The sequence below is a fragment of the Micromonospora sp. NPDC049301 genome, assembly GCF_040678715.1.
Classification (GTDB): domain Bacteria; phylum Actinomycetota; class Actinomycetes; order Mycobacteriales; family Micromonosporaceae; genus Micromonospora.
In genome coordinates this window covers 249,558-273,643 of sequence record NZ_JBFAQO010000005.1, presented here as the reverse complement: position 1 = coordinate 273,643, position 24,086 = coordinate 249,558, and the positions used below count along the sequence as shown (strand labels likewise).

Here is a 24,086-nt window from a genome sequence, read left to right as displayed (position 1 = left end):
GATCACGCCGACGGGGTCCCGCCGATGCTAACCAGCGGGGCTGCCCCCGGTAAGTTGCCACCCATGACCGACGTGACCTCCGACGCTGCCGCGACCCGGCTGCGCCGTTCCCCGCTGCACGAGCGGCACGCCGCCGCCGGCGCCAAGTTCGCCCCCTTCGGGGGCTGGGAGATGCCGCTGGAGTACGCCGGTGGCGGGGTGCTCAAGGAGCACACGGCGGTGCGCGAAGCGGTGGGGGTCTTCGACGTGTCGCACCTGGGCAAGGCCCGGGTGAGCGGCCCCGGCGCCGCCGACTTCGTCAACGCCTGCCTGAGCAACGACCTGGGCCGGATCGGGCCGGGCCGGGCGCAGTACACCCTCTGCTGCGACGACGCCACCGGCGGCGTGGTGGACGACATCATCGCCTACCTGTACGCCGAGGACCACGTCTTCCTCATCCCGAACGCGGCGAACACCGCCGAGGTGGTCCGCCGGCTGCGCGCCGCCGCGCCGAAGCAGGTCAGCGTCACCGACGAGCACGAGGCGTACGCGGTGCTGGCCGTGCAGGGCCCGCGCTCGGCCGAGCTGCTGGCCGCCCTCGGCCTGCCCACCGAGCACGGCTACATGAGCTTCTCCGCCGCCGACCTGGCCGAGGTCGAGCTGACCGTCTGCCGTACCGGCTACACCGGGGAGCTGGGCTACGAGCTGGTCGTGCCGGCGGAGCACGCGGTCACGATCTGGGACGCGCTCTTCGCCGCCGGCGAGGCTTTCGGGCTGCGCGCCTGCGGGCTGGCGGCCCGGGACACGCTGCGCACCGAGATGGGCTACCCGCTGCACGGGCAGGACCTCTCCCTGGACATCACCCCGGTGCAGGCCCGCTCCGGCTGGGCGGTGGGCTGGGACAAGCCGGCGTTCTGGGGCCGCGACGCGCTGCGCGCCGAGAAGGCCGACGGCGCCCGGCGTACGCTGCGCGGCCTGGCGGCCGTCGACCGGGCCATTCCGCGGCCCGGGATGACCGTGCACGTCGGCGACGTGCAGGTCGGCATGGTCACCAGCGGCACCTTCTCGCCGACCCGCAAGCAGGGCATCGCGCTGGCCCTGCTGGACACCGACGCCAAGCTCACCGACGGCGACGTCGTCGAGATCGAGATCCGCGGCCGCCGAGCCCCCATGCAGGTGACGCGTCCCCCGTTCGTCAACCCCTCGGTCAAGTAACGACCCCCACGGGGGTTGGTCAGGGGGTGGACGGGGTGGGGGGTTCGCCGGAGTCGAGGACGGCCTGGGTCCAGCCGCCCTCGATCACGCCGGTGCCGTCCAGCACGGCCCAGTCGACGACGTCGGTCGCCTCGATCACGACCGGGGCGCCGATCCGTACGCCCGGGTCGGTGGCGGCGTCGCTGGCGCTCACCCCGACGATCCGCTCCGGGGTCTCCCACGAGGTGACGCCCGCCCAGACGTACTCCGGACCGTCGTCGCCGGGCAGGCCGTACTTGACGACGAGCTGTGACTCGGCCGGCAGGCTGCCGGCGACGAACCGGGCCCGGGCGTCGCCCAGCGCGGCCCGGGCGGTGGCGACCGCCCGGCTCATCGCGTCGCCGGAGCGGGCGTAGCGCACGTCCGGCTGGATCCCGGAGAACAGCGTCGCGCAGGCGGCGGCGTAGTAGCGCCCGTCCGGACCCGGATGCCCGGCCGGCGGGCGCAGACTGAGGAACGAGTCGGCCTCCGGGTCGGTCGCCGGGTCCAGCTCCAGGCGCAACAGCACCGGGGCCGTCGCACCGTGCTGCTCCGGGTTGCCGTACGCCACCGCGATGTCGTGCCCGGTCACCGTGGCCAGCACCGGCAGCTGCACGAACGCCGGCACCTCCTCGCCGGAGAGCCCGTCGGTCCAGTCCCGCAGCAGCCGTCGCGCCGCCCCGGTCATCACCGCTCCCCAGGCCCGGGTGAGGTGGTCGGGCACGCCCTGGGTCTGCAACTCCAGCAGCCCGAAGCGGCGCAGCCCCTTGGTGGTGAACCACAACCCCTCCCGGTCCGAGGAGTACGGCACCAGCACCCAGTCGACCAGCCGGATCCGGCCCTGCTCGTCGGGGAGCGAGCGCAGCGCGGTCGCCGGGTCGAGGAACTGCAGGCCGAAGACGTCCACCACGTCGCTGTCGACGGACTCCGCGACCGCCGCCGCCACCGCCCGGGCCGCCCACTCGTGTGCCGGCGGCCAGCCGGGCCGGTACTCGGCCTGCACCACCACCAGGTGGGTCGCCGCGGCCAGCCGTGCCAGCTGCGCCTCCGTGGCGCCGAACGCGGTGAGCAGATCCGGTGGCAGCTCGGGGAACTCGGCGATCGGCCGGGTGTCCACGCTCATCAGCGGGCTGTCCAGCATCTGTCGTGCCAGCCCGTACACCGGCTCGGCCAGCCGGCCGGTCAGCGCCGCCACCGCGGTCTTCGTGCTGACCTTCGGCAGCCCGGCCATCGGCACCAGGTAGGTCGCGCTGAGCGACTCCGGGACCGGTACGGGCAGAAAGTCGTCCGTGATGAGCATTCTCGTTCCCCCGGTGGCCGCGCCGGCGCTGTCGAGCCGAACGCTACCCGGCCCGCCTCGCCGGGTTCAGCCCGACAGCACCAGACCCAGGTAGACCAGCGTGGTGACCACCTCGACGGTCGCGCCGAGCACGTCGCCGGTGATCCCGCCGAGCCGGCGTACCACGTGGGTCAGCAGCAGTGCCGCGACGGCGAGCGCGACGGCGACGGCCAGCGGCCCCTGCCACGGCCGGCCCGGCACCGAGGGCACCGCCAGCAGCACGACGGCGACCGCGCCGACGGCCAGCGCCACCGGGCCGACCGTGCCGGCCACCAGCGCGCCCAGCCCCTCCGGGCGTGCCGCCGGCACGCCCCGCCGGCAGGCCATCGTCACACCCAGCCGGCCGGCGGCGGTCGCCGCGACCACCGCCGCGAGGCATGCCGGCCAGGACCGACCGGCCAGCTCGGCCAGCGCGGCCGCCTGCACCAGCAGGACGACCACCAGGGCGACGACCCCGAACGGGCCGACGTCCGGCTTCTTCATGATCTCCAGGGCGGCCGCGCCCCGCCGGTACGAGCCGAGGGCGTCCACGGTGTCCGCCAACCCGTCCAGGTGCAGCCCCCGGGTGAGCAGGGCGGCGGCACCCACCGTCACGCCGGCGGCCAACAGCGGGGGTGCGAACGCGCCGGCCAGCAGCAGCACGCCGGCCAGCAGCGCACCGAGCAGGGCGCCGACCGCCGGGGCGAGCGCCATGGCGGTACCGGCGACCGGCCGGTCGATCCGCCCGGCCCGTACCGGCACCGTGCTGAACGTGGTGAGCGCCAGCCGGGCACCCGCGGCGAGCCGCGACTCAGCCGGCACGCCAGCCCGACGCCGGCTGCTCGTCCGCCCCGGTGGTGGCCGGGCCCGGCCCGGCCGGCTCCGGCTCGGCGAACTCCGGCTCGGCGAGGTCCGGCTCGGTCTCCTCCGGCTCGGTGTACTCCGGCTCGTCGGTGCCCGGGCGCGGCTCCTCGTCGCCGCCCAGCGACGGGTGGACCGGCAGCGCGGCGGCCAGCGACAGCACCGAGCGCAGCAGCGGGAGCGCGACCAGCGCGTTGGCCCCCTCGCCCAGATCCAGCCGCAGGTCCAGCAGCGGGGTGAGGCCGAGCACGTCGGCGGCCAGCCGCACCGCCGGGTGCCCGCCGTCGTCGGCGAGCAGGCACCAGTGCCGCGCCTGCCCGGCCAGGTCACGGCTGACCATGCCGGCGGCCAGCCCGACCGGCCCGTCCAGCAGCACCGGGATCCGGCGGGCGGTGGCGCCGAGCAGCACGCCGGTGGCCACCGCCACGTCGCCGCCGCCCAACTCGGCCAGCACGTCCTTGGCGCCCCGCGGCGAGCGGCGGGTGCGGTGCAGCGCGTCGCGTACCGCCGCGCAGCGGACCATCCAGGCCGCGTCGTCGATCTCGCCGGAATTGGTGATCACCCGGCCGAGCACGGCCGGCGGCTCCGCGCCCGCGGTGGCCGCCAGCACCGCCGCGGCCGCCGCCTCCGTGCCGGCGCCGCACGCGGCCAGCACCAGCAGCTGTACGCCGGCGTCGGCGGCCTGCTCGGCCAACCGCCAGCCGTAGCGCAGCGCCGACTCCACCTGCTCGGGGGTGAGCGCCGGCTGGTCCTCCATGGGTGCGGCGGCCGGAGCGTCCACCACCTGGAGGCTGGCGCCACCCTCGGCGGCCAGCCGGGCCAACGCCCCCTGGCCGGCGCGGGCCTGCCGGGCCCGGCGCGCCGATTCGCCGGCGACGGTGCCGGCCGACGCGCCGCCAGCGTGGTCACCGTGCAGCAGCAGCACTCGCGTGGAACTCCAGGCGACCGGGGTCGCGGTGCCCTGCGTGGCGGCGGCGAAGCTGACCACGCGGTCGAGCACGCCCAGCCCGGCGCCGGGCACGTCCAACGTGGCCAGCCGGTCCACCGCCTGGGGGCCGGCGTACTCGTCGGGCATCGGCAGTTCCATGCCGGGCTGGATGACCAGGCCGGTGGCCACCATCGGCAGCGCCATGGTCGGCGCGGCCCAGGGGTTGCCGGGCTCCTGGTTGGGGGCGGCCGGCGGCGCGTGGGTCAGCACGGCCGGCAGCTGCACCTCGGGGGTGGGCTCGACGTCGGCCGGGTGTGCGTCGACCGGCACGGAGCCGACCGGCGCGGTCGCGGTCGCGGCCTCGGGCGACACCGCCACGGCACCGGCCGCGGGCGGGACGGCCGGCTTCAGCCAGGCCGGCTGGCCGGCGACCACCAGCACCACCGCGTCGCAGGCGTCGGCGACCGCGCGGTTGGCCGCGCCGAGCGCGTCGGTGAACGCCCGGCCCAGCGGCGTGGTCGGCACCAGCGACAGCCCCACCTCGGGGCTGACCAGCACCACCCGCGCCGAGCAGTCGCGGATGGCCTCGGCCAGCTCAGCGATGGTCGCCACGTCGTCGGCGGGCTGATGGTCCGGGTCGAGCAGCACCGTCACCCAGCCGCCCAGGTCGTCCACGAGCAGCGTCTCGTTGGGCTGCGCGGACGCGAGCACGTCGGCCAGCCGCCGGGGGTCGCCCGCGGTCTCCTCGGTGCTCCAGCTGCCCGGCCGGCGGACGCGGTGCGCGGCCAGCCGGGTCGCCCACTCGGTGTCCTCCGGGTCGCCCTCCGGGGCGGTGGCGAGGTAGCGGACCACCGGCGCGTCGGCGACCAGGGACTCGGCGAACTCGGACTTGCCGGACCGGATACCGCCGAGCACCAGGACCGTGTTCCACCCGTCAACGGACATGCCCGTACCTTAAGGCCGCCCGGGGTCGCGCTGCCTGCCGGGCCGGCGGTCGCGGTCCGGTCAGTCGCAGTGCTCGAATCCGCTGCCGTAGCTGACCCCGCCGGTGGCGCCGCCCCACTTCACGCAGGTGCCCGAGGCGCTGGCCCGCACCGGCCCGGCGTAGTAGTCGAAGGACCCGCTGTCGGTGCTGCGGGCCCGCCCCTGCACCTCCAGGTACGCCGACGCCGTCGACTTCGTGCCGACCGCGCTGTCCTTGAGGGTGACCACGCAGTTGGTGCCGGTGCCCGAGTGGTACAGCAGGTAGACCCGGCCCTTCCGGCGACCGTCACCGCCGGTCAGCGTCGCGGAGTCGATCACCTGGTAGCCGCTGCCGCACACCTGCGTCGCCGTGTACGGGTTGGGCCGGCTGGACGGGCTGCCGCCGGTGGTCGGCGTCGGCTTGGCGCTGGCGGTGCCGGTCGGTGCGGCACTCGCCCCGCCGGCGGGTGCGCCCGTCGTGGGGCCGCCCGTCACGGCGCCACCGCTCGGGCCGCCGCTCGCGGTGCGGGTGGCGCTCGGCGTGCCGCCCGGCCGGGGCGTCGCGCTGGCCACGGGTTCACCGGGCTGCGGGCCGGGATCGGTCGCGACGGCCGCCGCCGACTCGCCGGTCAGGGTCTGCTGCCCCCCTTCGTCGGAGTCCGCTCCGGGCCGCAGTGCCGCCACGGCCACCGTGACGACCAGCGCGACGACGACGGCCGCTCCGGCGCCGACGAGCAGACCCCGGCGGCGAGCCGGTCCCGGCCGCAGCGGATCCTCGCGGGTCGAACCCGGCTGGCCCGGCGCGTCCACGCCGGCCGACGCGGCCGGGCGACCCGGCGCGGCGGCTGCGGGACCGGGCGCCGCGGGAACGGGGACGGGGGCGGCCGGGGTGCGCGCCGGGTTCAGCGTGGCCGGGCCGGCCGGTGTCGGTGCGGCCACCGCCCACGGTGGGCGGGCGGCCGGCGGGATGGCGGCCAGGGTGGTGTCGCGGGCGTCGGCGGCGGCGCCGGCCAGCTCGGCGGCGCTCGCGAACCGGTCCGCCGGCCGCTTGGCCAGCGCCCGCGTGACGACCGCCACCACCGCGGGTGGAGTGCCCGACGGCAGCGGCGCCGGCTCGTCCTGGGCGTGCCGCAGCGCCACCGCGAGCGGGTTGTCGCCGTCGAACGGCGGCTGCCCGGCCAGGCAGAAGTACGCCACCGCGCCGAGCGCGTAGACGTCGGTGGCGGGCGAGACCGGCTGCCCGGTGGCCTGCTCCGGGGACATGTACGAGGCGGTGCCGAGCACCATGTTCGCGGCGGTGAGCCCGGCCATGCTGCTGGACCGGGCGATGCCGAAGTCGACCAGCACCACCCTGCCGTCCGCCTTGACCAGCAGGTTGCCCGGCTTCACGTCCCGGTGCACGATGCCGGCGAGGTGGGCGGTGTGCAGCGCGTCCGCGGCCTGCGCCAGCACCGACATGGTGGTCGCCGGGTCCAGCCGGCCCGCCTGGCGTACCCGGGCGGACAACGGCTCGCCCTCGACGTACTCCATCACCAGGTAGTCGACCCGGCTGCCGTCGGCGAGCGTCGCCTGCCCGACGTCGTGCACCGCCACCACGCCGGGATGCCGCAGCGCCGCCAGCATCTGCGCCTCGGCCCGGAACCGGGCGGTGAACTCCGGGTCGGCGACCAGCGACGGCAGCAGCACCTTCACCGCCACCTCGCGTTCCAGCAGCACGTCGGTGCCGCGCCAGACCGCGCCCATCCCTCCCGTCGCCACTCGCTCGCCCAGGCGGTACCGGTCACCGAGCAGCACTCCCCGTGTCAGCACCGGGCCACCGTACCGGCCGCCGCCGATGCGTTGATCAGCCCATGCGTCGCGGGCGGGGCGAGCGAGCGGCCGTTCCGGGTCGGGCCGACTACGCTGGCGGGGGTTCGTCCCACGGGGACTTCAGCGGCGAGGGGAGACGCGGCATGGCGTGGAGCTGGCGGTACGAGGGCACGGACGGCCAGGCGGTCGAGGGACCGGCGGAGTCGTTCGGCAGCCAGGCCGACGCCGAATCCTGGATCGGTCAGACCTGGCGGGAGCTCGCGGCGTCCGGCGTCACCTCGGTCGCGCTCGTCGAGGACGACCGCGTGGAGTACCGGATGAGCCTGCTGCCCACGGCCGAGTGATGGGCTACGACCGGCCGGGCGGCGAGCGGCTGGTGCTCGGCGTGCCCAGGGCGGCGTTCCGGCCCAGCCCGGTCTTCCTCGGCCTGGTCGCGCTCTTCGCGGTCAGCGGGGTGCTGGCCTGGAACGGGTACGGCAGCGTCCGGTTCGACGTGTTCCTGTTCGTGGTCTCCGGGTGGCTGGTCTCGCTCTGCCTGCACGAGTACGCGCACGCGGTGGTGGCCTTCCGGGCCGGCGACCGGGACATCGCCCACCGCGGTTACCTGACGCTCAACCCGCTGAAGTACACCCACCCGCTGCTGTCGATCGTGCTGCCGGTGGTGGTGGTGCTGCTCGGCGGCATCGGCCTGCCCGGCGGCGCGGTGTGGGTGGACCGGCACGCCATCCCGGGCCGGTTGCGGCACACCCTGGTCAGCCTCGCCGGCCCGGCGACCAACGTGCTGTTCACGCTGGTGCTGGTGGCGGCCGTGCGGTTCGGCACCCAGGCGGGCGGCCCGGTGGAGTTCTGGGCCGGGGTGGCGCTGCTGGCGTTCCTCCAGCTCACCGCCAGCGTGCTGAACCTGCTGCCGGTCCCCGGCCTGGACGGCGGCAACATGATCCAGCCGTGGCTCAACCCGCAGTGGCGCCGGATGTACGACCTGTTCGCCCCGTACGGCTTCCTGCTGCTCTTCGCGCTGCTGTGGAACCCGCGTATCGGCGGCTGGTTCTTCGACGCCGTCTTCGCGGTCGGCGACGCTCTCGGCCTGCCCAGCTGGCTCTACGCCGCCGGCCTGGACCTGATCCGGTTCTGGCAGGGCTGACCGACCCCGGGGCCGGTGCCCGAGCTGACCCGGTCCGGCCGGCGCGAACCCGCGCCGACCGGACCGGGGCCGGCGTCAGGGACGCTGCGCGGGAGACTCGGTCTTCGCCGGGTTCCGCTCGGTGACCGGCTCGACGATCTCGTCGATCGCCTTGAGCAGTTCGGCGTCGAGCTTCACCCCGGCCGCCTTGACGTTGTCGTGCACCTGCTCGGGGCGGGACGCGCCGATGATCGCCGACGAGACGTTCGGGTTCTGCAGCACCCAGGCCACCGCGAGCTGGGCCATGCTCAGCCCGGCCTGCTCGGCCAGCGGCTTGAGCCGCTGAACCCGGGTCAGCACGTCGTCGTTCATGAACCGGGAGATGAAGCCCGCGCCGGACTTCTCGTCGGTGGCGCGGGAACCGGCCGGCGGCGGCTGCCCCGGCAGGTACTTGCCGGAGAGCACGCCCTGCGCCATCGGCGACCAGACGATCTGGCCGATGCCCAGCTCCTCGCTGGCCGGGACGACCTCGGCCTCGATGACCCGCCAGAGCATCGAGTACTGCGGCTGGTTGGAGACCAGCGGGATGTGCAGCTCCCGGGCGAGCGGGTGGGCGGCGCGCAGCTGGGCGGCGGTCCACTCGGAGACGCCGATGTAGTGCGCCTTGCCGGCGTGCACGACGTCGGCGAACGCCTCCATCGTCTCTTCCAGCGGCGTGCTGTGGTCGTACCGGTGGGCCTGGTAGAGGTCCACGTAGTCGGTGCGCAGCCGGCGCAGCGAGCCGTTGATCGACTCCATGATGTGCTTGCGGGACAGGCCACGGTCGTTGCGGCCGGGACCGGTCGGCCAGTAGACCTTGGTGAAGATCTCCAGGCCCTCGCGGCGCTCGTTCTGCAGCGCCCGCCCGAGCACGTCCTCGGCCCGGGTGCCGGCGTACACGTCGGCCGTGTCGAAGGTGGTGATCCCCGCGTCGAGGGCGGCCCGGACGCAGGCGAACGCCGCGTCCTCCTCGACCTGCGAACCGTGGGTGATCCAGTTGCCGTACGAGATCTCGCTGACCATCAGGCCGGAACGGCCCAGGTGTCGGAATTCCATACCTCGACCCTAGCCCCGGTGGATCAGAGCGGCGAGCGGCGGTCAGAGCACCGGGTTCGCGTCGGTGAGCAGCCGGTCGATCTCCTCCAGCACCGCGGCGCGATCGTGGTGCACCGGATCGATCAGCGGCTCGCCGCGCCGGTCCAGCGCACCCCAGCGCCCGCTGCCGCTGCCGACCAGGAACGCCACCGGGTGGATGACCAGCATCGGGTGTGCCGGCGGCACCAGCGGCGTGCCGTTGCGGTCCACGACGCCACGCCGCCCGCCCACGTCGACCACGGCGAGGCCCTCGTCGGTGAAGCCGTCGACGTGCTGGCCATCGGCCAGCTCGGTGGCGAAGCCGTGGTAGCGGGTGGGCACCACGATCCGGCCGGTCCGGTCGACCGCCCCCCACCCCTCCCGCCGGACCGCGGCCAGCCCGCGGCGGAACGGCCGTACCTCGGCGAAGTTGGGCGGGACCTGCACCGCGCCGGTCGCGTCGATCGCCGTCCAGCCGCCGTCGGTGACGACCCAGGCGAGGCCGTCACTGAACGGGCGCGCCGCGCGGTAGGACGGCGGGATCACCGTCGTACCGAGCAGGTTGATCAGCGACCACCGGTCGGTGTCCGGCCGGCGGACCCAGGCCAACCCGTCGTGGAAGGGCTGCGCCTCGGCGTAGCGGGCGGGGATGACCAGCTCGCCGTCCGGGTCGGTGTACCCCCACAGCGGCCCGTCCCGGCCCGGCATCGGGGGGCGGTCACGGTCGAGCACCTCGTCGCGACTCCGGGGGTACGGCCCGAAGCCGTCCGCCCCTGCCCGGGTGGCGACCGCGTCGAGGGCGACCCGGATCCGGTCCAGCAGTTCGGCGTCGCCGGCGCCGCGCAGGTTCAGGGCCTGCTCGAAGTGGTGGCAGGCCTCCATCAAACGGCCCTGGTCGTAGCAGGACCGGCCGGCGTGCTCGTGCAGCGCCGCCCGCAGGCGGTCGGGCAGCTCGATCGAGTTGGCCTTGGCGAAGAGCTGGTCGGCCTCGGCGAAGTCACCGCGCCAGCGCAGCACGTGGGCCAGCCGGGCCTGCGCCAGCGCGGTCCGGCGCAGCTCACCGGTGGCCTCGGCGTAGGTGAGGGCGAGCCGCCCGTCGGCCAGCGCGTCGTCCAGCTCACCGAGGATCCGGGAGGCCACCGCCCGCAGGCTGAGCAGCCGGGCCCGGGCCCGGTTGTCGATGGCCGAGCCCAACTTCTCGGTCAGCCGCCGCCGGATCGCCCGCATGTCGTCCGGCTCCGTCAGTTCCTCACGCAGGGTGACCGGGTCCAGTCGCCACCGGTACGCCGCGAGGACCTGCTCCGGGTCACCCTGCTCGGCCAGCGACCGGGTCGCCGGCGGCGCGGACACGGGCGGCGCGGACACCGGCACGCTCTCCGCGGGTGATCCGGCCCGGGGCCCGGGAACGGCCGCGGCCGGTGGCCCGGAGACCGGCGCCGCCGACGCCGGCGGTGCGGAGACCGGTGGGGAGGACACGGGCGGGGAGGACACGGGCGCCGCCGAGACCGGCGGTGCGGAGACGGGTGCCGGCGAGACGGGTGCGGCGGACACCGGCGCCGTGGGCGGGGCGGAGACCGGCCGTGCGGGCTCCGCCGGGACCGGCTCCTCCGGGGCGTGGTCGGCCGGCGCGGAGCGCACCTCGTCCACCGCGTCGGTGTCGCCTGCGGGTGGTGCGGAGACCGGTCGGTCCAGCGGCGCCGGCTGGTGGGCGTCGGCCGACAACGGAGGCGCCGATGTCGGCCGGTCCAGCGGCTCGGGGTCGGCGAGGTGATCCGTCGTCCAGGCGTCGTCGTACGGCGGCTGGTCAGGGGATCCGGAGGCCTCGACCTCGGCGGGCGCCCGGTCCGTGCGCTGGTGCTCCGCTGCGGGGTCGATCGGCGCGCCGGAGACCGGGCGCCCCGACGGCCCGGACACCGGACTCGCGGGGGGCGCGGAGACGGGGTACGCGGGGGGCGCGGAGACGGGGTACGCGGGGGGCGCGGAGACGGGGTACGCGGGGGGCGCGGAGACGGGGTACGCCGGAGGCGCGGACGTCGGATAGGCCGGCGGCGCGGAGACGGGGAACGCAGGCGGCGCGGACACCGGATGGGCCGGCGGCGCGGAGACGGGGTGGGCCGGTGGTGCGGAGACCGGTCCGAGTGCCTCGATCGGCGTCGACGCGACTGCGGGCGCCCGATCGGTGACGACGTCGTCGGCCCAGGGGTCGCGGTCACCGGAGACCGTTTCGGCCGGCGGTCCCGAGATCGGTCGCGTCGGCGGCGCGGAGATCGGCTGCGCGGGCGGTGCGGAGACCGGCCTGGCCCGGGCCGCGGCCGGCGGCGCCACGACATCCGGCTCGACCGCCGGGTGCGTGTCGGTCGCCCGGCCACCGTCGACCGGCTCGGCGGCCGGCCCGGACGGGTCCGGCTCCGCTCTGGTCGGCGCGGCGGTGCCGGCCGGGCCACCGGCGGCCGACCGGTCGTCGGTCGCGTCGGCTGGCCGGCGGTCCGTCTCCGGTTCCTCCTGGTCGGACTCACCCTCCTGGGCGGGGCTGAACCAGGCGGCCGGACCTCGGGTGACCGGAGCCTCCACCGGCTCCGCAGCGGGCGCCACCGGCGGTTCCGACGGCGGCGGGGGTACGTAGCGGCGCGGCATGCCGGGTGCCAGGGGAAGTGCCGCCTCGGCGTCCGCCGCGGGTGTCGGGGCGGTGGGTGTCGGTACCGGCCGGGCGGCCGGGGCGTCGGACGCCTGCCAGGTGGGCGGCGGCGCGACCGGCGGGCGCGCGTCCACCGGGTGCTCGTCGGGCAGCGGCGGGTCCACCGGCGCGGGCAGGAACTCCAGCCGGAGCCGGGCGGCCGGCGGACCCGAGACGGGTACGTCCGCCGCCGGGGAGACCGGGGCCGCCGACACCGGCCGGTTCCGGTCCGGGCGGCCGGGTGGGACGTGCTCGGCCGGTCGGCGCTCGTGGCCCGCCGGGGCCGGGGACATCGGGGCGGCCGAGACCGGCCGGTCCTGGCCGGGTGCGGCGGGGGAGACGGGTGCCGGTGAGACCGGTCGGTCCGGGGAGACCGGCGGGACCGGAGTTGGCCGGCCGGCACCCGGTGTGGCCGGGGCCGCGCGGCCGGTGCCCGGTGTGGCCGGGGAGACGGGTGCCGGCGGGACCGGGGTGGCCCGGCCGGAGGTGGCCGGGGCCGCCGCGGCGGGACGCACCGATCCGTCGTCGTACCGCGACGGCGCGGCCGGCGGCCTCTCGGGCCGGGTGGCCGGCCGCGACGGGACGCCCGGCTCGGTGGGAACGCGGTGCGGGTCGGCGGTGCGGTGTTGGTCGCCCTGGTGGCCCGGCTCCCGCGTCCGGTCCGGACGCACTGGACCCGGCGGCGGCCAGGGCAGGCTGCCGTCCGGGCGGTTGCCGGGCTGCGGCCGTGGCTCGCGGTACGCCTCCTCGCGGTATGCCTCCGGCCGGGCCTCCTCGCGGGGGCGCCGGTCCGGGTACACCTCGGCGCGGGCCGCCGCCTCCCGGGGCTGCTGCCGATGCGGGTCGGCGGGCCGTCGCCGCTCGTCATCCCGGCGTGGCTGTCCGGGCATCTCCGGATCGGGCCGGTGCCGTCGTCCACCGTCGGGTGCGACGACCGTCTCGTCCGGACGGTACCGCCGCTCCGGTGGCGCACCGACGCCCGCGTCCGGCCGGGCCCGCGCCGCCGGCCGCGCATCGTCGGCGAACCGCTCCGGGTGGCGGATGTCGTCGGCGACCCGCTCCGGGCGCCGTGCGTCGGCCACCCGGTCCGGGCGGCGTGCGTCGTCGGCCACCCGGTCCGGGCGGCGTGCGTCGTCGGCCACCCGGTCCGGGTGGCGTGCGTCGTCGGCCACCCGGTCGGGGTACCCGTCGGCGCGGTACCGCGAGCGGCCGTCCACCGGTGCCCACTGGCCGGCTCCGCCCGCGGCCCACCCCTCGGCCGGGCGGTCCTCGTGCCCGCGGCTGGGCCGGGCGGCGTACCCGTCGCCGGGGTGCCGGTCGTATCCGGCCGCCGGGCGTTCCGCGGTGCCACGCCGACGCGGCGTCTCGTCCGGCTCCGGCACCCAGCCGGGTTCGACCCGTGGTGCGGGGGATACCGGTGACCCGCTCGGATACCCCCGCTCCCGATCGGCCGGATCGTGCCGGGGTCGGCGGCTGTCGTACCTCTCGGCGGGCTGCTCCCGGTGCCAGGCTGCCTCGCGGGCCGGTGCCCGCTCCTCGCTGGGGCGCCGGTCGGACCAGGCGGTCCGCCGGTCCGACTCGGGGGAGCGACGCTCGTCGCGCCGGGGCGGCTCGGGCAGCGGCCGGCGGTACGGCTCATGGTCGTAACGGTGCGCGTCGGCGCCGTCCGGCCGGCCATAGCCGGACGCCTCGACCGGGCGCTCGTCGCCCCGGGACCTGCCGTGCGTCTCGGCCGGCTCCTCATCGGACCAGGACCGGCCGTAGGGCGCCGTCTCGGCCTGCTCCTCGTCAGCCCAGGACCGGCCGAGGTAGGTGCCGTCCGGGCGGGTGGGTGCGAGCGGTGGCACCTCGGTGCGGCCGACGACGGTCGCCCGACCGCGCGGCGGCGGGGGCGGCTGGTGGGACATGCCGATGTCGCCGGGATAGCGCTGGCCGGGAAACTGGGGATGCCACTCGGTGGTCGGTTCGACCACCCAGGACGGTTCGTTCGGGTCCCGCCACCGGTCGGTGTAGCGGCCGTTCATCCGCCGAGCCCGTCGCCACACCCGGCCAGTTGGCCGATCCCGGTCGGAGGTGCGCAGTCCGCGTACGCGCGCTGGTGACCGCGGGGCGTCCGGTCGCCGCCTGCCACGCCCCGGTGGCCGGCTCGCGTCCGCTCGCTCACGGCGTTGTCACCTCGTTGCAAATTGTCGCGCTGGGGCCTCGCGTGCCGGTCAAGTCGCCCGTTTCGGCAGGGCGTGGCTGCGGATGGAGGGTAACGGCGTGGGCTCGCTCACCGCCACTGTGGCACCGGCCATGGGCTCAAACGTTATCCTATGGTTTCGGACATTTGGGCTGATAACCGAATCTGGCCCTCGACGATACTCCACCCGCCGGCGAGGGGGTTGCCGCGGGACCGCCGTCGCCGGTCAGGGGTGCTCCATGATGAGGACGGCGAACGTGCCGGGGACCAGCGCCTCGTAGCGGTGCGGGGCGTCGCCGGGAAACGTCGCGTAGTCGCCGGGGCCGAGGTCGACCGGGCCGGATTCGGGGCCTACCCGCAGCCGGCCGGCGGCGACCACCACGTGCTCCACGCTGCGGGGAGTGTGCGCGTCTGCTGCCCGGACCGCACCCGGCTCCAACTCGATCAGGTAGACGTCCCGACGCAGGTGCGCCGCCCCGGCGCTGAGCAGCGTCCCGGTGAAGTCGGCGCGCTCGGACCGGACCCGGGGCCCCTCCCCGGCCCGGATCACCCGTACGCCGTCGTCGGCGGGCTCGACCAGGCGGCTGAACGGCACGCCGAGCGCCACACCGAGGGCCCACAGCGTCTCCACGCTCGGGTTGCCGGTCCCCGATTCCAGCTGGGAGAGGGTGGACTTGGCGATGCCGGCCCGGCGGGCGAGTTCGGTCAGCGAGATGCCGACCCGTTCCCGTTCCCGGCGCAGGGCGGCGGCGATGGTGGCGAGCGGGGCGGCCGGTTCAGGAGGCATGCGTTCGCTCCATTGGATCAACGTTCGGTTTGACGAACACCACAGATGTGTTCACCATGGTGAACCATGCGTACGGTACAACGAACAACGGACGCCCGGATGCTTCGTGACGTGCTCGCCCTCGGTGCGGCGATGATCGCGGTGGGTGCGTCGTTCGGAGCGGTGGCGGTCGCCGCCGGGCTGCCGGTCTGGGCCGCCCTGATGATGTCCGCGGTCCTCTACGCCGGCGGCGCGCAGTTCATGGCGGTCGGCCTGGTGGCCGCCGGCAGCCCGCTGGCCGCCGTGCTGGCCGGGCTGCTGCTCAACGCCCGGCACCTGCCGTTCGGCCTCGCCCTCGGCGACAGCCTCGGACCCCGGCTCCGGCACCGGCTGCTCGGCAGTCACCTGCTGACCGACGAGACGACCGCGTTCACCCTGTCCCGACCGGCCGGCGACGCTCGACGCCGGGCGTTCTGGCTCGCTGGCACGCTGCTCTTCCTGGCCTGGAACGCGGGCACCCTGCTCGGCGTGCTCGCCGGTGGCGCGGTCGGCGACCCGGCCGCGCTGGGCCTGGACGCCGCCTTTCCGGCCGGGTTGATCGCATTGCTGCTGCCGTCCCTGCGGGACCGGGACACCCGCCACGCGGCGCTGTCCGGGGCCGCGCTGGCGGTCGTCGCCACCCCGGTGCTGCCGGCCGGGCTGCCGGTGCTGCTCGCGCTTGCCGGCCCGGTCGTCATCGCCCTGCACCGCCGGTCGAATCCGGGAGACGGCGCCCGACCCGCCCCGCCGACACCGGTCGGCGCCGAGCGCGCGGGGGAGCGGACGTGCTGATCGCGGTGATCCTGGCGCTGGCCGCCGGAACCTACGGCTTCCGGCTGGCCGGTGTGCTGCTGCGGGATCGGTTGGACCTGCCCGAGTGGTCCCAGCGGCTGTTGCCGGTGTGCGCCGCCGCGCTGCTCGCCGCCCTTGCCGCCACCGCGGCGCTGACCGAGGCGGGCCGGTTCGCCGGCTGTGCCCGTCCGGCCGGGGTGCTGGTCGGCGTGCTGCTCGCCTGGCGGCGGGTGCCGTTCGTGCTGGTGGTGGTCGGTGCGGCCGGCACCACCGCGGTGCTGCGCCTGCTCGGCCTGCCGTGAGGCGGGATCAGACCTTGTCGCCGAGCTTGACCTGGGGGGCCGGAGCGCGCATCCGCCGGAAGGTGATCGAGCGCATGATCGCGTACAGGTAGAGCGAGCCCATCCGCTGGTCGGTCTTCGGGAAGCGCTCCCGGACCAGCTTGCTGATCTTGCGGCAGATCAGCACCGAGTCGACGACCACACCCAGTGCCAGCGCGCCCCAGAGCACGTTGGAGATCAGTCGGACCAACGCCGGCATCGCCGCGTTCGACCCGATCAACACGATCAGCGCGCCACCGAAGAACCAGGTGCCGACGGTGCGCCGGGAGTCGACCACGTTGCGCGCCAACAGTCGCTCCGGACCGCGGTCGCGGGGGCCGCCCTCACGGCGGAACTCCGACGCCGCCTCGGCGCGCAGCTGGCGGCGCCGTTCCCGCTCCTCCTCCTTGGTGAGGGGGCGGGTGGGGCCGGTCGGGCGGCGGCCGGCGGTCGGCCGCTTGGGCGTCTCCCGACCCTTGGCCGGGGTGTAGCCCCGGGACCGCTCAGCGGTCTCCTCGGGGGTCACCGAGGAGACGGCCTCGTCGACGAGGTCGGTGGACTTGCGGCGAAAGAGCGACGGCACGCGGCAAGGGTAGCCAACGGTCCGCACCCGGTGCACATCGCGGTGCACCGGGCGCGAACGGGAGTGGTCGAGGTTACGGACGCTCGGCGTGCGCGCCCAGGTCGGCGAGTTTCGCCTCGAAGTCCTCGTAGCCCCGGTTGATCAGGTCGACGCCGTACACCCGGGAGGTGCCCTCGGCCGCGAGCGCAGCGATCAGGTGGCTGAAACCGGCCCGCAGGTCCGGGATGACCAGGTCGGCGGCGTGCAGCTTGCTCGGCCCGGCGATCACCGCCGAGTGCTTGAAGTTGCGCCGGCCGAAGCGGCACGGGGTGCCGCCGAGGCAGTCCCGGTAGACCTGGATGTTGGCGCCCATCGAGTTCAGCGCCTCGGTGTAGCCCAGCCGCTGCTCGTAGACCGTCTCGTGGACGATCGACAGCCCGCGCGCCTGGGTCAGCGCCACGACCAGCGGCTGCTGCCAGTCGGTCATGAAGCCCGGGTGCACGTCGGTCTCCAGCGCCACGGCGTTCAGCTCGCCGCCCGGGTGCCAGAACCGGATGCCACCCTCCTGACCCGGGTCGCCCAGCTTCGGCGGCCGGGCGTCGGTGACCTCGTACTCGCCGCCGACGGAGCGGAAGATGTTCAGGAAGGTCATCATGTCGGCCTGCTGCGCGCCGAGCACCTCGACGTGACCGCGGGTGGCCAGCGCCGCGGCGGCCCAGCTCGCCGCCTCGATCCGGTCCGGGATCGGCCGGTGGGTGTAGCCGTGCAGCTTCGGCACGCCCTGGATCTCGATCACCCGGTCGGTGTGGACCTTGATGATCGCGCCCATCTTCTGCAGGATGCAGATCAGGTCGATGATCTCCGGCTCGACCGCGGCGTTGCGCAGCTCGGTGACGCCCTCGGCCATCACCGCGGTCAGCAGCACCTGCTCGGTGGCGCCGACACTCGGGTACGGCAGAGCGAACTTGGTGCCGTGCAGGCCGTTCGGCGCGGACAGGTGCAGACCCTCGGGCCGCTTGTCGACCGTGGCCCCGAACTCCCGCAGCGCCTGAAGGTGGAAGTCGATCGGGCGCGGCCCGATGTGGCAGCCGCCCAGGTCCGGGATGAACGCGTGCCCGAGCCGGTGCAGCAGCGGGCCGCAGAACAGGATCGGGATCCGGCTGGAGCCGGCGTGCACGTTGATCTGGTCGGTGCTGGCGCTCTCCACGTTGGCGGGGTCGAAGACGAGCTCGCCGTCCTCGGTGCCGTCGGTCACCTTGACGCCGTGCAGACCGAGCAGACCCCGGACCACCTCGACGTCGCGGATCTTCGGCACGTCGAACAGCCGGCTGGGGCTGTCGCCGAGCAGCGCGGCGACCATCGCCTTCGAAACCAGGTTCTTCGCGCCGCGCACGCGGATCCGCCCTTCAAGCGGAGTGCCTCCGTGCACGACCAGGACGTCGTCGGTCAACGCAACCTCCAGCGCGTCGGTGCTGCCGTGTTGATGGTGGGGAGCGTGAACTCCTTCGCTACCCCGGATGCGGCCATATCGAAACGGCCCGCTTGCGTCGTCGCTCCGGCAGCATAGCCCTCGGTGACGAAAAAGGACTCGGTCACATCGGCGTGTGTGGCATTAATCGGTGATCCGGTGCTTTTGCGTACCAAGGGTGCTACGGATCGTGATCAGGCTGCGGCCGGTGGCGGAGTGTCCGCGCCGGGCAGGGCGAGCATCTGGTCCAGCGCCACGCGGGCGTGGTGCGCGGTCTCGGCGTCCACCGTGATCTGGTTGACCACCCGGCCGGCGACCAGTTCCTCCAGCGCCCAGACCAGGTGCGGCAGGTCGATCCGGTTCATCGTCGAGCAGTAGCAGACCGCCTTGTCCAGGAACATGACCTGCTTGTCGGGGTGCGCCAGCGCCAGCCGGCGGACCAGGTTCAACTCGGTGCCGAGCGCCCACGCCGAGCCGGCCGGGGCCGCCTCGATGGTCTTGATGATGTACTCGGTCGAGCCGACGTGGTCGGCGGCGGTGACCACCTCGTGCCGGCACTCCGGGTGGACCAGGACGTTCACCCCGGGCACCCGCTCCCGTACGTCGTTGACGCTGTCCAGCGTGAACCGGCCGTGCACCGAACAGTGCCCGCGCCAGAGGATCATCTTGGCGTCCCGCAGCTGCTCGGGGGTGAGGCCGCCGCCCGGCTTGTGCGGGTCGTAGAGCACGCAGTCGTCGAGGGAGAGACCCATCTCCAGCACCGCCGTGTTGCGGCCCAGGTGCTGGTCGGGCAGGAAGAGCACCTTCGACCCCTGCTCGAACGCCCAGTCCAGGGCGCGCTTGGCGTTGGAGGAGGTGCAGACCACGCCGCCGTTGCGGCCGACGAAACCCTTGATGTCGGCCGAGGAGTTCATGTACGTCACCGGCACGGTGTCGCCGGCGATGCCCAGCTCGGTGAGGGTGTCCCAGGCCGCCTCGACCTGACCCAGCACGGCCATGTCCGCCATCGAGCACCCGGCCGCCAGGTCGGGCAGGATCACCCGCTGGGCGTCGGTGGTGAGGATGTCGGCGCTCTCGGCCATGAAGTGCACGCCGCAGAACAGGATGTACTCGGCGTCCGGGCGGGCCGCGGCCTCCCGGGCCAGCTTGAACGAGTCGCCGGTCACGTCCGCGAACTGGATCACCTCGTCGCGCTGGTAGTGGTGCCCCAGCACGAAGACCTTGCTGCCCAGCTTCGCCTTCGCCGCCGTGGCGCGGGCCACCAGATCCGGATCGCTGGGCGCCGGAAGGTCGCCCGGACACTCGACGCCGCGCTCGGTGTCGGGGTCGCTGCCCCGGCCGAGCAGCAGCAGAGCCGTCGCCGTGTTGGAGGGTTCCACCCAGGTCGAAGTCACGTGACCCATGGTCCCACAGCGCGGGCGTGCAGCGGCTTCCGTCGGTGTGTGCTGCCACACTGCTCGGCATGCGTGTGCTGCTCTGCCCGGACAAGTTCGCCGGCACCCTGACCGCACCCGAGGTGGCCGCCGCGGTCGCGGACGGCTGGCGCGGCGTCGCCGAGGGTGACGACCTGCTGATCCGGCCACTCGCCGACGGCGGGCCGGGCTTCGTGGAGGTGCTCGCCGAGGCCCTCGGCGGCCGGCGGGTGCCGGTGCGGACGGTCGACCCGCTCGGCCGGCCGGTGGCCGGTGAGATCCTGCTCACCACCGACGGCGCGACCGCCTACCTGGAGAGCGCCCAGGCGTGCGGGCTGCACCTGCTCGCCAGCGCCGAGCGTGACCCGAAGGCCACCACCTCGTACGGCCTGGGGCTGCTGATCGCCGCCGCGGTGGAGAGCGGGGCCCGGACGGTGGTGATCGGTCTGGGCGGCTCCGGCACCAACGACGCCGGCGCAGGAATGCTGGCCGCGCTGGGCGTGACCCCGCTCGACGCCGCCGGCGCCGCGCTGCCGTACGGCGGGGCGGCGCTGGCCGCGGCCGTCGCGCTGGACGGCGCTCCCCGGCTGCGCGGGGTCCGGCTGGTCGCGGCCACCGACGTGGACAACCCGCTGCTCGGTCTGCACGGCGCGAGCAACGTGTTCGGCCCGCAGAAGGGCGCCGACCGGGCCGACGTGCTGCTGCTCGACGCCGCACTGGAGCGCTTCGCGGCGGTGCTGGAGCGGGATCTGCCCGGCTGCCCGGCGGGGCTCGGCACGCTGCCCGGCGGCGGGGCCGCCGGCGGTATCGGCGCGGCCATCCTCGCCCTGGGCGGCGGCTGCGAGTCGGGCATCGGCCTGGTCACCCGGGCCACCGGGCTGGACGCGGCGCTGGACACGGTCGACCTGGTGATCACCGGCGAGGGGTCCTTCGACCACCAGTCGCTGCGCGGCAAGGTGGTCGCCGGGGTCGCCGGCGCCGCTCGGGACCGCGGGGTGCCCTGCGTGGTGGTGGCCGGCCAGGTGAGCACCGGCCGGCGGGAGGCCGCGTCGGCGGGGGTGACCGACGCGTACAGCCTGGTCGAGCACTTCGGTGGGGAGGCGGGCGGCGGGCTCGCCGCCGCGTTGAGCCGCCCGGCGGACGGGCTGCGCGAGCTGGGTGCCCGGCTGGCCCGGCAGTGGAGCCGCTGAAGCGCTCGGGCCGGGTCGTCGTACGCGACCACGACCGGCTCGACCTGCGGCGGGGGTCACGCCACGCGGGTGAGCCCGGCCGAGGCGGCGTACGATCGGAAAAGGACCACACCGGGAATCACTGGACGGCGCGCGGCGTTGGCCAGTGCGTCCGGACCCATACCGCGCAGGGAGACTTCCACGTGACCACGCCAGCGCAGACCGAGTCGACCGAGGCCAAGGCCCCTACTTCCGTCGTCCTCACCGACGTCGCGGCGCAGAAGGTCAAGGCTCTGATCGAGCAGGAGGGCCGCGACGACCTGCGGCTCCGTGTCGCGGTGCAGCCGGGCGGCTGCTCCGGCCTGCGGTACCAGCTGTTCTTCGACGAGCGTTCGCTCGATGGTGACGTTGTCACCGATTTCGGCGGTGTCGAGGTCGTCGTCGACCGGATGAGCGCCCCGTACCTTTCCGGCGCGACGATCGACTTCGCCGACCGGATCGACGCACAGGGCTTCACCATCGACAACCCCAACGCGGGCAACTCCTGCGCCTGCGGCGACTCGTTCAACTGAGTCGCACCACGCACCACCACGACGGGGCCGTCCTTCGGGACGGCCCCGTCGTGGTGTGCGGTGTGAGTGCATGCCCGCGGCGGCCCTGAACGGCCGGTTTGCCGGCCGGTTGCCGTTGTCCGACCGACCGGACACCACCGGGTTACCGGGCCGGTAGTCTGACCGCGCCCTGCTCCCGACCCCGAGGGTTGACATGAAGATCGCCGTGACCGGCTCGATCGCCACCGATCACCTGATGAGCTTCCCTGGTCGCTTCGCCGACCAACTCATCGCCGATCAGCTGCACAAGGTTTCGCTCTCCTTCCTGGTGGACGACCTGGTGCTCCGCCGTGGCGGGGTGGCGGCGAACATCGCCTTCGGCATGGGCCAGCTCGGGCTGCGCCCGGTGCTGCTGGGCGCGGTCGGCGCCGACTTCGCCGACTACCGGTCGTGGCTGGAGCGGCACGGCGTGGACTGCGGCTCCGTGCACATCAGCGAGGTGGCGCACACCGCCCGCTTCGTCTGCACCACCGACACCGACATGTGCCAGATCGCGTCGTTCTACGCCGGCGCGATGAGCGAGGCGCGCAACATCGAGCTCGCCCCGGTCGCCGACCGGCTCGGCGGGCTGGACCTGGTGCTGGTCAGCGCCAACGACCCCGAGGCCATGCTGCGCCACTCCGCCGAGTGCCGCACCCGCGGGTACGCGTTCGCCGCCGACCCCTCCCAGCAGCTCGCCCGGATGCCGGGCGAGGACGTCGTGGCGCTGATCGAGGGCGCCGAGTACCTGATGACCAACGACTACGAGAAGTCGCTGCTGCAGAGCAAGGCGGGGCTGAGCGACGACCAGCTGCTGGAGCTGGTCAAGGTGCGCGTGACCACGCTGGGCAAGCACGGTGTGGAGATCGCCGGGCGCGGCATCGACCCGATCCACGTGCCGATCGCGCGGGAGATCCGGGCGGTCGACCCGACCGGGGTGGGCGACGGCTTCCGGGCCGGCTTCTTCACCGCGCTGTCCTGGGGCCTCGGCCTGGAGCGGGCCGCTCAGGTCGGCTCGCTGCTGGCCACGCTGGTCCTGGAGACCGTCGGCACCCAGGAGTACGACGTCCGCCGCGACCTGTTCGTCAAGCGGCTCGCCGAGTCCTACGGCGACACCGCCGCCGACGAGATCCGCCCGCACCTCCTGCCGTAACCCCGCTCGCCTCGGCGATCTCGCCCATCGTCCCCCGGTTCGTGGCTTCCCGCGCCGTTCCGGGCAGAAATGGCGGGATCGCCGGGTCAGTGGGCGCGGCGGACGTCGTAGGCGGGGCCGTCGGGGCCGGTGATGGCACCGACGAACTCCTGGCCGCGCATCCGGCACCAGGCGGGGATGTCTACCGCCGCGGCCGGGTCGTCGGCGAGCACCCGGACCACCGTGCCGACCGGCACCTGGGGCATCCGACGGGCCGCCGCGATCACCGGCAGCGGGCACCGCTGACCACGGCAGTCGAGCACCTCGTCGGGCATCGTCACAGCCCCACCACCCCGGCCTCGGCACGCAGGTCGGCGACGATCCCGGGCAGCTCGGCGAGGAACCGCTCGACGTCCGCCTCAGTCGTCTCCCGGTGCAGGCTGACACGGACGTTGCCGTGTGAGAGCACCCCCATCGCCTCCAACACGTGCGAGGGGCGCAGCGTGGACGAGGTGCAGGACGAGCCGGACGACACCGCGAAGCCGCGCCGGTCCAGCGCGTGCAGCAGCGCCTCGCCGTCGACGTACAGACAGGAGAAGGTGACGAGGTGGGGGAGCCGGAGCACCGGGTCACCGACCACCTCCACGTCGGGCACCTCCACCGGGACCCGTGCCCGGATCCGGTCCACCAGCGGCGCCAGCCGTGTCTCCTCGGCCGCGGCGTCGGCCGCCGCCGCGCGCAGGCTCGCCGCCGCCGCCACCACCGCCGGCAGGTTCACCGAGCCGGGGGTACGTCTGCCCTCCCGCTCGTCGGCCGGCCAGGGTGACTCCCAGCGGGTGCCCTTGCGGACCGCCAGCAGCCCCACCCCGGGCGGGCCACCCCACTTGTGCGCACTGGCGGTGAGCACCGACCAGCCCGCCGGCAGGGGCACCCGCCCGACCGACTGCGCCGCGTCGACGTACAGCGGCACTCCGGCGTCGGCGCAGGCGGCGGCCGCCTCGGCGACCGGTTGCACGGTGCCCACCTCATGGCTGGCGGTGATCAACGCGGCCAGCGCCACCCCGGGGGCCCGGACCGCGTCGGACCAGGCGGTCAGGTCCAGCCGGCCCAGCCGGTCGACCGGCACCTGGTCGGCGACGCCACCCGCCGCGACATGCCGCCCCGCGGCGTGCAGCACCGCGGAGTGCTCGATCGCCGAATGCACCAGCGTCGACCCGACCCGGTGCCGCCCGGCCAGGCCACCGAGCACCGCGCCGTGCGCGGCCGTCGTACCGCTGGAGGTGAAGGACAGTTCGTCGGCGCGGACGCCGAGCGTCTGCGCGGTGGCCTCGCGGGCGGCGTCGAGCAGTTGCCGGGCCCGGCGGGCCTGGGTGTAGAGCTTGCCCGGGTCGGCCCAGCCGTCGTCGAGGGCGGCCAGCAGCGCCTGCCGGGCGACCGGATGCATCGGCGCGGCGGTCGCCGCGTCCAGGTAGACCGGGGATGCGCTCACGGCTCCGCCTTCTGTTCGCGACTGCGGGGCTCGCAACCCCGGCTCACTCCTCGCGCTCACGGCTCCGCCCTTGTTCGCGACTGCGGGGCTCGCAACCCCGGCTCACTCCTCGCGCTCACGGCTCCGCCCTTGTTCGCGACTGCGGGGCTCGCAACCCCGGCTCACTG

20 protein-coding genes are annotated in these 24,086 nt (G+C 75.1%); 8 read left to right on the top strand and 12 right to left on the bottom strand.

What is annotated here, in order from left to right; all coding sequences use genetic code 11:
* Positions 1 to 63 precede the first annotated feature (63 nt).
* Positions 64 to 1,194, top strand: coding sequence for a glycine cleavage system aminomethyltransferase GcvT (gcvT, locus tag AB0K07_RS17075; protein ID WP_363756042.1), 1,131 nt, complete (start codon positions 64 to 66; stop codon positions 1,192 to 1,194).
* A gap of 19 nt (positions 1,195 to 1,213) precedes the next feature.
* On the opposite strand, the gene AB0K07_RS17070 is transcribed toward gcvT, so the two are convergent.
* The 4 genes from AB0K07_RS17070 to AB0K07_RS17055 all read right to left on the bottom strand — a co-directional run bounded on the left by AB0K07_RS17070 (position 1,214) and on the right by AB0K07_RS17055 (position 7,091).
* Positions 1,214 to 2,512: a DUF2314 domain-containing protein gene (locus AB0K07_RS17070; protein WP_363756040.1), complete on the bottom strand. Its 1,299-nt coding sequence runs from the start codon at positions 2,510 to 2,512 to the stop codon at positions 1,214 to 1,216.
* Positions 2,513 to 2,578: 66 nt separating this feature from the next.
* Positions 2,579 to 3,352 carry an adenosylcobinamide-GDP ribazoletransferase gene (locus AB0K07_RS17065; RefSeq protein WP_363756039.1) on the bottom strand — a complete coding sequence of 258 codons (774 nt, stop codon included), beginning with the start codon at positions 3,350 to 3,352 and terminating at the stop codon, positions 2,579 to 2,581.
* Positions 3,342 to 5,264 carry a bifunctional adenosylcobinamide kinase/adenosylcobinamide-phosphate guanylyltransferase gene (locus tag AB0K07_RS17060; protein WP_363756037.1) on the bottom strand — a complete coding sequence of 641 codons (1,923 nt, stop codon included), beginning with the start codon at positions 5,262 to 5,264 and terminating at the stop codon, positions 3,342 to 3,344. Before AB0K07_RS17060 ends, AB0K07_RS17065 begins: the two co-directional genes overlap by 11 nt.
* A 60-nt stretch (positions 5,265 to 5,324) precedes the next feature.
* Positions 5,325 to 7,091, bottom strand: coding sequence for a serine/threonine-protein kinase (locus AB0K07_RS17055; protein WP_363756035.1), 1,767 nt, complete (start codon positions 7,089 to 7,091; stop codon positions 5,325 to 5,327).
* A gap of 143 nt (positions 7,092 to 7,234) precedes the next feature.
* Between AB0K07_RS17055 and AB0K07_RS17050 the strand changes: the two genes are divergently transcribed.
* Both AB0K07_RS17050 and AB0K07_RS17045 read left to right on the top strand, forming a co-directional pair.
* Positions 7,235 to 7,435 (top strand): hypothetical protein, encoded by a 201-nt coding sequence (locus AB0K07_RS17050; RefSeq protein WP_278148362.1) that lies wholly within the window; start codon positions 7,235 to 7,237, stop codon positions 7,433 to 7,435.
* Complete coding sequence (locus AB0K07_RS17045; RefSeq protein ID WP_363756033.1) at positions 7,435 to 8,232, top strand: site-2 protease family protein; 798 nt, start codon at positions 7,435 to 7,437, stop codon at positions 8,230 to 8,232. The genes AB0K07_RS17050 and AB0K07_RS17045 overlap by 1 nt, the downstream gene beginning before the upstream one ends.
* 75 nt (positions 8,233 to 8,307) lie before the next feature.
* On the opposite strand, the gene AB0K07_RS17040 is transcribed toward AB0K07_RS17045, so the two are convergent.
* The 3 genes from AB0K07_RS17040 to AB0K07_RS17030 all read right to left on the bottom strand — a co-directional run bounded on the left by AB0K07_RS17040 (position 8,308) and on the right by AB0K07_RS17030 (position 14,967).
* Complete coding sequence (locus tag AB0K07_RS17040) at positions 8,308 to 9,306, bottom strand: aldo/keto reductase family protein (protein ID WP_363756031.1); 999 nt, start codon at positions 9,304 to 9,306, stop codon at positions 8,308 to 8,310.
* Positions 9,307 to 9,348: 42 nt separating this feature from the next.
* The gene (locus tag AB0K07_RS17035; RefSeq protein ID WP_363756029.1) at positions 9,349 to 14,022 is read right to left on the bottom strand and encodes a WG repeat-containing protein; all 4,674 of its coding nucleotides are present in this window, start codon (positions 14,020 to 14,022) and stop codon (positions 9,349 to 9,351) included.
* Positions 14,023 to 14,406: 384 nt separating this feature from the next.
* The gene (locus AB0K07_RS17030) at positions 14,407 to 14,967 is read right to left on the bottom strand and encodes an XRE family transcriptional regulator (RefSeq protein ID WP_363756027.1); all 561 of its coding nucleotides are present in this window, start codon (positions 14,965 to 14,967) and stop codon (positions 14,407 to 14,409) included.
* A 99-nt stretch (positions 14,968 to 15,066) separates the two neighbouring features.
* On the opposite strand from AB0K07_RS17030, the gene AB0K07_RS17025 reads away from it, so the two are divergent.
* Both AB0K07_RS17025 and AB0K07_RS17020 read left to right on the top strand, forming a co-directional pair.
* A complete protein-coding gene (locus tag AB0K07_RS17025; RefSeq protein WP_363756025.1) occupies positions 15,067 to 15,777 on the top strand; it encodes an AzlC family ABC transporter permease in 711 nt (236 codons plus the stop codon).
* Complete coding sequence (locus tag AB0K07_RS17020; RefSeq protein ID WP_363756023.1) at positions 15,771 to 16,079, top strand: AzlD domain-containing protein; 309 nt, start codon at positions 15,771 to 15,773, stop codon at positions 16,077 to 16,079. Before AB0K07_RS17025 ends, AB0K07_RS17020 begins: the two co-directional genes overlap by 7 nt.
* 7 nt (positions 16,080 to 16,086) lie before the next feature.
* On the opposite strand, the gene AB0K07_RS17015 is transcribed toward AB0K07_RS17020, so the two are convergent.
* The 3 genes from AB0K07_RS17015 to nadA form a co-directional block, all read right to left on the bottom strand.
* A complete protein-coding gene (locus tag AB0K07_RS17015) occupies positions 16,087 to 16,680 on the bottom strand; it encodes a DUF3043 domain-containing protein (RefSeq protein ID WP_363756021.1) in 594 nt (197 codons plus the stop codon).
* A gap of 73 nt (positions 16,681 to 16,753) precedes the next feature.
* On the bottom strand, positions 16,754 to 18,109 hold the full coding sequence (murA, locus tag AB0K07_RS17010; protein WP_074313195.1) for a UDP-N-acetylglucosamine 1-carboxyvinyltransferase: 1,356 nt from the start codon (positions 18,107 to 18,109) through the stop codon (positions 16,754 to 16,756).
* Positions 18,110 to 18,321: 212 nt separating this feature from the next.
* Complete coding sequence (gene nadA / locus AB0K07_RS17005) at positions 18,322 to 19,521, bottom strand: quinolinate synthase NadA (protein WP_363756019.1); 1,200 nt, start codon at positions 19,519 to 19,521, stop codon at positions 18,322 to 18,324.
* A 68-nt stretch (positions 19,522 to 19,589) separates the two neighbouring features.
* Here nadA and AB0K07_RS17000 point away from each other — a divergent pair, with 68 nt between their 5' ends.
* The 3 genes from AB0K07_RS17000 (at position 19,590) to AB0K07_RS16990 (ending at position 22,451) form a co-directional block, all read left to right on the top strand.
* On the top strand, positions 19,590 to 20,729 hold the full coding sequence (locus AB0K07_RS17000; RefSeq protein ID WP_363756017.1) for a glycerate kinase: 1,140 nt from the start codon (positions 19,590 to 19,592) through the stop codon (positions 20,727 to 20,729).
* A 182-nt stretch (positions 20,730 to 20,911) separates the two neighbouring features.
* Positions 20,912 to 21,280, top strand: coding sequence for an iron-sulfur cluster insertion protein ErpA (gene erpA / locus AB0K07_RS16995; RefSeq protein ID WP_074313193.1), 369 nt, complete (start codon positions 20,912 to 20,914; stop codon positions 21,278 to 21,280).
* Positions 21,281 to 21,473: 193 nt separating this feature from the next.
* Entirely contained in the window at positions 21,474 to 22,451 is a 978-nt protein-coding gene (locus AB0K07_RS16990; RefSeq protein WP_363756015.1) for a carbohydrate kinase family protein, read from the top strand.
* A gap of 86 nt (positions 22,452 to 22,537) precedes the next feature.
* Here the strand turns inward: AB0K07_RS16990 and AB0K07_RS16985 are convergent, their stop codons facing one another.
* On the bottom strand, positions 22,538 to 22,771 hold the full coding sequence (locus tag AB0K07_RS16985; RefSeq protein WP_363756013.1) for a sulfurtransferase TusA family protein: 234 nt from the start codon (positions 22,769 to 22,771) through the stop codon (positions 22,538 to 22,540).
* Positions 22,768 to 23,919 carry an aminotransferase class V-fold PLP-dependent enzyme gene (locus tag AB0K07_RS16980; RefSeq protein WP_363756011.1) on the bottom strand — a complete coding sequence of 384 codons (1,152 nt, stop codon included), beginning with the start codon at positions 23,917 to 23,919 and terminating at the stop codon, positions 22,768 to 22,770. The genes AB0K07_RS16985 and AB0K07_RS16980 overlap by 4 nt, the downstream gene beginning before the upstream one ends.
* Between the last annotated feature and the right edge of the window lie 167 nt (positions 23,920 to 24,086).